Source organism: Thermomonas sp., from assembly GCF_025993755.1.
Taxonomy (GTDB): Bacteria; Pseudomonadota; Gammaproteobacteria; order Xanthomonadales; family Xanthomonadaceae; genus Thermomonas.
The window spans coordinates 1-8,330 of sequence record NZ_JAMQHN010000152.1; the positions used below are offsets into that span (position 1 = coordinate 1).

At 68.0% G+C, this 8,330-nt stretch carries 9 protein-coding genes; all 9 read left to right on the plus strand.

What is annotated here, in order from left to right:
• The coding region (locus tag Q0X16_RS11125; RefSeq protein WP_297834297.1) for a carboxyl transferase domain-containing protein at positions 1-1,456 on the plus strand (1,456 nt) is incomplete at its 5' end.
• 104 nt (positions 1,457-1,560) lie between these two features.
• Positions 1,561-2,046, plus strand: a complete 486-nt coding sequence (locus tag Q0X16_RS11130; RefSeq protein WP_297834300.1) for a polymer-forming cytoskeletal protein — start codon at positions 1,561-1,563, stop codon at positions 2,044-2,046.
• A gap of 12 nt (positions 2,047-2,058) precedes the next feature.
• Positions 2,059-2,412 carry a hypothetical protein gene (locus tag Q0X16_RS11135; RefSeq protein WP_297834302.1) on the plus strand — a complete coding sequence of 118 codons (354 nt, stop codon included), beginning with the start codon at positions 2,059-2,061 and terminating at the stop codon, positions 2,410-2,412.
• 100 nt (positions 2,413-2,512) lie between these two features.
• Entirely contained in the window at positions 2,513-3,307 is a 795-nt protein-coding gene (locus tag Q0X16_RS11140; protein ID WP_297834305.1) for an enoyl-CoA hydratase-related protein, read from the plus strand.
• A 15-nt stretch (positions 3,308-3,322) separates the two neighbouring features.
• Positions 3,323-3,757: a GxxExxY protein gene (locus Q0X16_RS11145; RefSeq protein ID WP_297834308.1), complete on the plus strand. Its 435-nt coding sequence runs from the start codon at positions 3,323-3,325 to the stop codon at positions 3,755-3,757.
• A complete protein-coding gene (locus Q0X16_RS11150; RefSeq protein WP_297834311.1) occupies positions 3,750-5,768 on the plus strand; it encodes a biotin carboxylase N-terminal domain-containing protein in 2,019 nt (672 codons plus the stop codon). The genes Q0X16_RS11145 and Q0X16_RS11150 overlap by 8 nt, the downstream gene beginning before the upstream one ends.
• Positions 5,769-5,770: 2 nt before the next feature.
• Complete coding sequence (locus Q0X16_RS11155) at positions 5,771-6,436, plus strand: hypothetical protein (protein WP_297834314.1); 666 nt, start codon at positions 5,771-5,773, stop codon at positions 6,434-6,436.
• 8 nt (positions 6,437-6,444) lie between these two features.
• Positions 6,445-7,338, plus strand: a complete 894-nt coding sequence (locus Q0X16_RS11160; RefSeq protein ID WP_297834318.1) for a hydroxymethylglutaryl-CoA lyase — start codon at positions 6,445-6,447, stop codon at positions 7,336-7,338.
• Positions 7,335-8,330, plus strand: a 996-nt coding sequence (locus tag Q0X16_RS11165) for a PAS domain S-box protein (RefSeq protein WP_297834315.1), incomplete at its 3' end; no start/stop codon positions are given. The genes Q0X16_RS11160 and Q0X16_RS11165, both read left to right, overlap by 4 nt.

Sequence of the window (8,330 nt, forward strand, 5' to 3'; positions counted from 1 at the left end):
CAAGCTGCTGCCGCGCGAACGCATCGACGCCCTGCTCGATCCGGGCTCGCCGTTCCTCGAAATCGCACCGCTGGCCGCGGAGGGCATGTACGAGGACGCCGCGCCGTCGGCCGGCATGGTCTGCGGCATCGGCAAGGTGTGCGGGCAGGAAGTGGTGATCGTGGCCAACGACGCCACGGTCAAGGGCGGCACCTATTTCCCGATGACGGTGAAAAAGCACCTGCGCGCGCAGGAAGTGGCACGCGAAAACAACCTGCCCTGCATCTATCTGGTGGATTCCGGCGGCGCGTTCCTGCCCATGCAGGACGAGGTATTCCCGGACAAGGAGCACTTCGGTCGCATCTTCTACAACCAGGCGCGCCTGTCCGCCGAAAACATCCCGCAGATCGCGGTGGTGATGGGCTCGTGCACCGCCGGCGGCGCCTACGTGCCGGCGATGTGCGACGAGTCGGTGATCGTGAAGGAACAGGGCACCATCTTCCTCGGCGGCCCGCCGCTGGTAAAGGCGGCGACGGGTGAAGTGGTCGACGCGGAAACGCTGGGCGGCGCGGACGTGCACACCAGCATCTCGGGCGTGGCCGACCACTTTGCCGAAGACGATCGCCATGCGCTGGAAATCGCGCGCGGAATTGTGGGGGCGCTCAACCGCAGGAAGGTGCTGCCGGTGGCGACGGTGCCGGTGCGCGAGCCGCTGTATCCCGCCAGCGAGTTGTACGGCATCGTGCCCAGGGACGCGCGCCGCCCGTTCGACATCCGCGAGGTCATCGCCCGCATCACCGACGGCAGCGAACTGCAGGAGTTCAAGGCGCGCTACGGCAAGACCCTGGTGACCGGCTTCGCCCACCTGCACGGCTACCCGGTGGGCCTGATCGCCAACAACGGCATCCTGTTCGGTGAGTCCGCGCTCAAGGGCGCGCACTTCATCGAACTGTGCAACCAGCGCGGCATCCCGCTGGTGTTTTTGCAGAACATCACCGGCTTCATGGTCGGCAAGAAATACGAACAGGGTGGTATTGCGAAAGACGGCGCAAAGATGGTGACCGCCGTGGCCTGCTCGCACGTCCCCAAGTTCACCGTGGTGATCGGCGGCAGCTTCGGCGCCGGCAATTACGCGATGTGCGGCCGCGCCTATGGCGCACGCTTTTTATGGATGTGGCCGAACGCACGCATCTCGGTGATGGGCGGCGAGCAGGCCGCCAGCGTGCTGGCCACGGTCAAACGCGACGGCATCGAGGCCAAGGGCGGCGTTTGGACGGCGGAGGAAGAAGACGCATTCAAGACCCCGATCCGCCAGCAGTACGAAGACCAGGGCAGCCCGTGGTATTCCACTGCCCGTCTCTGGGACGACGGCGTCATCGACCCGGCCGACACCCGCCGCGTGCTGGGACTGGGGCTGTCGGCGGCACTCAACGCACCCATCGAGGGCCGGACGCGCTTTGGCGTGTTCAGGATGTAGTCTCCAGCGCCAGCCGCCGTTTGCGGGCCACAGCTCACCCATTCAGGCAACAAAACGCCGCAAAACGGTGGTAGTGTCGGGGTTTCCCCCGAGGAGGTTTCGCCATGGCCATCTGGAAAGACAGCGCGCCGGCACCCAAGCCTGCCGACCCGATCCACTTCGACCCCAAGCCCGCCACGCCCGAGCCGACGCCGGCACCGGCTGCTGCTGCGCCGACACCGGCACCAGCACGCGCCGCCAGCTCCCAGGAATCGGTGATCGCATCCGACTTGACCATCGAGGGCAAGATCGAAGGCAGCGGGCACGTGCGCATCGCCGGCAAGTTCAAGGGCGACATCAAGGTGCAGGGCAACCTGACCGTCGATCCGGGCGCGAAGGTGACCGCCGGCGCGATCGCCGCGAACAAGGTGACGCTGGCTGGCGAGATGGAAGGCAACATCTCCGGCGCCCAGCACGTCGAGCTGACCCAGAGCGGCGCCATCACCGGCGACGTCAAGGCCGGCAGCCTCACCGTCGCACCGGGTTCCCGCATCCGTGGCCACGTCGAGTGCGGCTGGGGCAAGGACGACAAGCCGACGTCCGCGTCCTAAAGGCGCCGCCACATGAGCGCACCGCGCCCCGGCGCGGTGGGGGCGACGCGTACCTGCCCGCACTGCAAGACCACGATCCTCGAAAGCGCGACGGTCTGCCCCGCGTGTCGCGGGCACCTGCGCTTCGATTCCACCGGCACGCCGATCGAGCCGGTCATTCCGCTGCAGGTCGAGGGGAGCCTCAGCGGAACCGCCGAAAGCGCGTTCGAGTACACCGTGGTCGTGGTGGTCCGCGACGAGCGCGGACGCGAAGTCAGCCGCCACGTCGCCGGCGTCGGCGCGGTGTTCGCCGGCGAGAACCGCAGCTTCACCGTCACCGTCGAAGCGGTGCCCGCACCGCCGGACAAGCGCCGCGTCCGCCACTGAAGGCGACCCGGCGCAACCGCCAGGCCACGTGCGATGAACGTCGCGAACGTGGATCGTCGGTATCATGGGCGTCGACAGATCGCCCAGCGACGGAATCGCGATGACACAAGCCCTGCAACTGTTCCGGGACGGCCCGGTGACGCGCCTGCGGATGTCCCGCCCGCAGGTGCACAACGCCTTCGACGATCACCTGATCGCGGAACTGACCGATGCGCTCGTCGCCGTCGGCGCGGACGCCGCGGTGCGGGTGCTGGTGCTGGAAGCCGAAGGCCCGTCGTTCTCCGCCGGGGCCGACCTCAACTGGATGCGCGGCATGGCCGCCGCCAGCGAGGAGGACAACCGCCAGGATTCGCTCGCCCTCGCCCGCCTGATGCGTACGCTGGACGAATTGCCCAAACCGACCATCGCCCGCGTGCAGGGCGCGGCCTTCGGCGGCGGCGTCGGGCTCATCGCCTGCTGCGACATCGCCATCGGCGTGCCCGAAGCGAAGTTCGGCTTGACCGAGGCGAAGCTCGGCCTGCTGCCGGCGGTGATCTCGCCCTACGTCATCAACGCCATCGGCCCGCGCCACGCGCGTCGCTATTTCGCCAGCGCCGAGATTTTCGACGCCGAGGAAGCCTGCCGCATCGGCCTGCTGCACGCCGTGGTCAATCCGACCGCGCTCGACACCGCCGTAAAGCGCCAGATCGACCTGTTGCTGAAAACCGGCCCGGCCGCTTCCGCCAGCGCCAAGCAACTGGTGCGCGCCACCTGCGCCCACGCCGACGGCGCCCGTCACGACGCCGACAACGCCGCCCTGATCGCCCGTCTGCGGGTCTCGCCCGAAGGCCAGGAAGGCCTGTCCGCCTTCCTCGACAAGCGCAAGCCGGCGTGGGCAGGGCAAGAGCGTTCTTGACGCGGATCAGAGCCGATGAACGCGGATAAGCATTCATTGCTGGAATCCGATTTGACCGAGCAGGTCATCGGCATTTTTTATACGGTCTACAACGAACTGGGCGCCGGCTTTCTTGAAAGCGTTTACGAAAACGCCTTTGCCGCAGCGCTTGGGGACGCGGGGCTGTCCGTGGTGCAGCAAGCCCCGATCAACGTGCACTTTCGTGGCATCCTCGTCGGCGAATTCAAGGCGGATCTGCTCGTCGAAGGACGCGTCATCGTCGAGCTGAAAGCTGTTTCGCAGTTGGGGAAGGTCCATGAAGTCCAGCTGATCAATTATCTGAAAGCCACCGGGATTCCAGTCGGCCTGCTGTTCAATTTCGGTCCCCGGCCGCAGTTCAAGCGTCGTGTTTTCGACGTCCTATCCCATCCGCGTTCATCCGCGTCAATCCGCGTCAAAGACAATGTTTGAAAAAATCCTCATCGCCAACCGTGGCGAAATCGCCTGCCGGGTCATCCGCACCGCGCGCCGGCTCGGCATCCGCACCGTTGCGGTGTTCTCCGAGGCCGACGCCGACGCGCAGCACGTGCGGCTGGCCGATGAAGCCCATCCGATCGGCGGGCCGCGACCGCAGGACAGCTACCTGCGCGGCGAGGCCATCCTCGACGTCGCCAAGCGCATCGGCGCCCAGGCCATCCATCCAGGCTACGGCTTCCTGAGCGAGAACGCGGATTTCGCAGACGCGGTTGAAGCCGCCGGACTGGTATTCATCGGCCCGCCCGGGCACTCCATGCGCAAGATGGGCAGCAAGGCCGGCGCCAAGGACTTGATGGCAGCGGCCGGCGTGCCGGTGGTGCCCGGCTACACCGGGATGGAGCAATCGCTGGAGATGCTGCAGCGCGAGGCCGACCGCGTCGGCTATCCGCTGATGATCAAGGCGGCCTACGGCGGCGGCGGCAAGGGCATGCGCATCGTGCGCAGCGCCGGCGAGTTCGCGGCGAACCTGGAAAGCTGCCAGCGCGAGGCGAAGAACGCTTTCGGCAAGGACCGCGTGCTGCTGGAACGCTATGTCGAGCACCCGCGCCACATCGAATTCCAGATCTTCGCCGACGCCCACGGCCACGCCATCCATCTCGGCGAGCGCGAGTGCTCGGCGCAGCGGCGCTACCAGAAGGTGCTGGAAGAATCGCCCTCCGCCTTCGTCACGCCCGAACTGCGCGAACGCATGGGCGCGGCGGCGGTGCTGGCGGCGCGCGCGATCGACTACCGCAACGCCGGCACCGTCGAGTTCATCGTCGGCGCCGGCGGCGATTTCCACTTCATGGAAATCAACACCCGGCTGCAGGTCGAGCACCCGGTCACCGAGGAAGTGACCGGGCTGGATCTGGTCGAATGGCAGTTGCGCGTGGCCGCCGGAGAACCGTTGCCGCTGGCGCAGGAGCAGATCGTCCAGCGCGGCCACGCCATCGAAGTGCGCCTGTATGCCGAGGACCCCGACGCCGGCTTCCTGCCCGGCTCGGGCAGGCTGGAGACGCTGCAGCTTCCGTCACCCTCGCCCCGTGCTTCGGCAACCCAGGAAGGGGTCGTGCGGATCGACTCCGGCGTGATCGAAGGCGACACGGTGACGATTTTCTACGATCCGATGATCGCCAAATTGATTGTCTGGGACGAGGATCGTCCGCGCGCGCTGGCGCGGCTTCGTGCGGCGCTGGCGCAGTGCCGCGTGCAAGGCCCGAAATCCAACATCGCCTTCCTCGAACGACTGGTGCGGCATCCGACCATCGTCGATGCCACTATCGACACCGGCTATCTCGACCGTCACCTTGACGAATTCTTCGCCCCGGCCGAAGACGATCCGCAACTGCTGCTCGCGGCGGCAACCGTCCTTCTGCTGCAACAGGAAACCCTCGCGGCCCGCGCCGCCGCCAATGCACCAGATGCAGGATCGCCCTGGAACGCGCGCGACGGCTGGCGGCTGGGCACGGCGGGTGTGCGGCGTCTCGTCCTCGACCACGGCACGCAGGAATTCGCGCTCCAGGCCACCGGCAGCGACGGCAGCTACGCCATCACCCTGAACGGCGCCAGCCACGCCATCGCCGGCGCGCGCCTTGGGGATGGAACGGCCAGCCTGCGCATCGACGGACAGATGCGCCGCTTTGCCGCCGCCACGTTCGGACCATTCATCGAAGTCCACGACGGCCAGCGGCGCCTGCGCCTGCGCATTTCGGACGGCCCGCGCCGCGACGCCAGCGGCGGCGCCAGCGACGAGCACCGCATCCGCGCCCCGATGCCGGGGCGGGTCGTCGTCGTCAAGGCCGTCCCCGGCACCGCGCTGCGCGCCGGCGATGTGGCATTGGTGCTGGAAGCCATGAAGATGGAACTGGCGCTCAAGGCCCCGCGCGACGGCGTGATCGCGGAAATCCGCGCCCAGGCCGGCGAATTCGTGGAGGCCGACGCCGTCCTGGCGATACTGGAGCAATGACCATGCGCGTTCTGTCCGGCCTGCTGCTTCCCTGCCTGCTGCTGCTCGGCGGCTGCTCATCGAGCCTGTTCGAATCGCTGCCCGAGGGCACTGTCAGCACCTGCGATCCGGCCCTGCCGGGGCGCTGGATCGTCATCGAAAGCGAATCTGCGAACCAGAACGCCATGCCGCATCCGCTGGAAGTGGCGTCCGACTGCCGCACGGTGATCGACCAGGGGCAGCCGAAACCCATCCAGGCGAATTTCGTCCACTCGCGCGCCGGCAACTTCGTCGAAGCCCTCAACGACTCCGGCAAGCTCGACTGCGTGGGCGAAAATGACACCTACTGCGGCCACTTCCTGCTGCGCTACGAGATCCGCGGCGACCAGATGCGCCTGTACATGCCCGACCATGCGCGCATTTCCGAGGCGCTGGCGCAAGGCCGAGTCAAGGGCTTTCAGCCACCGCAGCCGGAGCAGGTGCCGGAAGGCCAGAACCGCACCTACCGCAACTTCGTTGCCGGAAGTCCCGCGCAGATCGCCCGGATCCTGCGCCGCCATCCGGAATTCTTCCTCGCCCAGCCGTCGACCGTTCTGGTACGCGACACCTCGCCGGTCGCCGAACTTGCACCGACGCCGGCGGAAACCGGCGATGCCCCCAAGCCGCAGCCCGAGGCCGAGCGGCAATGAACAGCCTTCTGCCCGTCAATGTCCGCATCGTCGAAGTCGGCCCGCGCGACGGACTGCAGAACGAGAAGACCGACATCGGCACCGCCGCCAAGATCGAGTTGATCGACCGGCTCTCGCAGACCGGCCTGCGCACGGTCGAGGCCACCGCCTTCGTCAGCCCGAAATGGGTGCCACAGATGGCCGACGCCGCCGAGGTGCTGGCCGGCATCCGGCGCGCCCCGGGCGTCGCCTACCCGGTGCTCACGCCCAACCTGCAGGGCTATGAACGCGCCCGGGCCGCCGGCGCCGGGGAGGTCGCGGTGTTCACCGCCGCCTCGGAAGCCTTCAACCGCAGGAACACCAACGCCGGCATCGACGAGTCGCTGGAACGCTTCGCGCCCGTCCTGGAACGCGCCAAGGCGGACGGCGTGAAAGTGCGCGGCTACGTCTCCACCGTGCTCGGCTGCCCCTATCAGGGCGACGTGCCGCTGGCCGACGTCGTGCGCGTGTCCAAGGCGCTCTTCGACATGGGTTGTTTCGAAATCTCGCTGGGCGACACCATCGGCATCGGCACGCCCGGCAAGGCCCGCGCGATGCTGCGCGCCGTTGCGCAGGAAGTGCCGATGGCGGCACTGGCCGTGCACTTCCACGACACCTACGGACAGGCGCTGGCCAACATCCTGGCCTGCCTCGAAGAAGGCGTGGCCGTCGTCGACAGCGCGGTTTCCGGCGCCGGCGGCTGCCCCTATGCCAAGGGCGCCACTGGCAACGTCGCCAGCGAAGACGTCGTGTACATGCTCGAGGGCCTGGGCATCCACACCGGCGTCGATCTGGCCGCACTGGCCGACACCGGCCGCTGGCTGGCCGGCCTGCTCGGCCGCGAAACCAGCAGCCGCGCCGGCAAGGCGCTGTCCTCGCGATGAGCGCGCGCAAGGCCGACGCCCCGGACAAGCCGGCTCCCCGGAAGCCGGCGACCCGCAAGCCGTCTGACTCGGCGGCACTGGGCGCCGATCTGGCCAGGGCAGCCACCAACCCCGAACTACCCACCCGCGTGCGCGGCCTGCTGCGCAAAGCCTCCGCCGCGATGGCCGGCTGCGACGCAAAACCCGCCTCGGCCGACGATCGCCGGCACCGCGCCTTCCTCGACGCCATCCCCGACCCCACCCTGATCATCTCCTATGCCGGCGTGATTCTCGACACCAACGCCGCCGCGCTGACCGCCTACGGCCGCAAGCGCCGGGAACTGGTCGGCAATCCCGTCCACCTGCTCAATCCCGGACTACCGGCCAACTTCCTCGCCCCGGTGCTGGAAACGATCGAGCGCGGCAAGACCCATATCGTCCAGACCATCAACGTTCACGCCAGCGGCCACCGCTTCCCGGTCGAAGTGCATTCGGCGCGGCTGAACACCGCCGATGGCCCCGCCATTCTCGCCATCGCCCGCGACCTGAGCGCGCGCACCGACGCCGGCACCCGCTACACCAGCCTCGCCGACGCCATCGACCGCGCCATCACCCTGCACGACGGCGATGGCCGGGTGCTGTATCTCAATCCCGCGGCCGCCCGCCTCTACGGGCTGGACAGCGATGCGCTCGGCCGGCCGATGCTGGAACACAGCGATTGGACCGTCGTCGACGCCAGCGGTCAGGTCATCCCGCCCGAGGACTATCCGCTGGCGCGCGCGCTGCACGACGGCAAGAACCTGAACGCCGTCATCGGGCTGTTCCGGCACAGCACCCAGCAACTGATCTGGCTGTCGGTCACGACCGTTGTGCAGGTCGATCCCGGTTCCACCCGCCCCGATCACGTCCTGCTGCTCGGCAGCGAAATCACCGGCCTGCAGCGCGACAAGGCGCTGTTCGAACGCGTGCAGGAACTGGCACAGATCGGCGGCTGGCAATGGGACCGGGGCAGC

Coding starts and splice junctions, on each gene's coding strand:
- Q0X16_RS11130 (WP_297834300.1), top strand. CDS start 1,561: ATGGCCATCTGGAAAGACAGCGCGCCGGCACCCAAGCCTGCCGACCCG.
- Q0X16_RS11135 (WP_297834302.1), top strand. CDS start 2,059: ATGAGCGCACCGCGCCCCGGCGCGGTGGGGGCGACGCGTACCTGCCCG.
- Q0X16_RS11140 (WP_297834305.1), top strand. CDS start 2,513: ATGACACAAGCCCTGCAACTGTTCCGGGACGGCCCGGTGACGCGCCTG.
- Q0X16_RS11145 (WP_297834308.1), top strand. CDS start 3,323: ATGAACGCGGATAAGCATTCATTGCTGGAATCCGATTTGACCGAGCAG.
- Q0X16_RS11150 (WP_297834311.1), top strand. CDS start 3,750: ATGTTTGAAAAAATCCTCATCGCCAACCGTGGCGAAATCGCCTGCCGG.
- Q0X16_RS11155 (WP_297834314.1), top strand. CDS start 5,771: ATGCGCGTTCTGTCCGGCCTGCTGCTTCCCTGCCTGCTGCTGCTCGGC.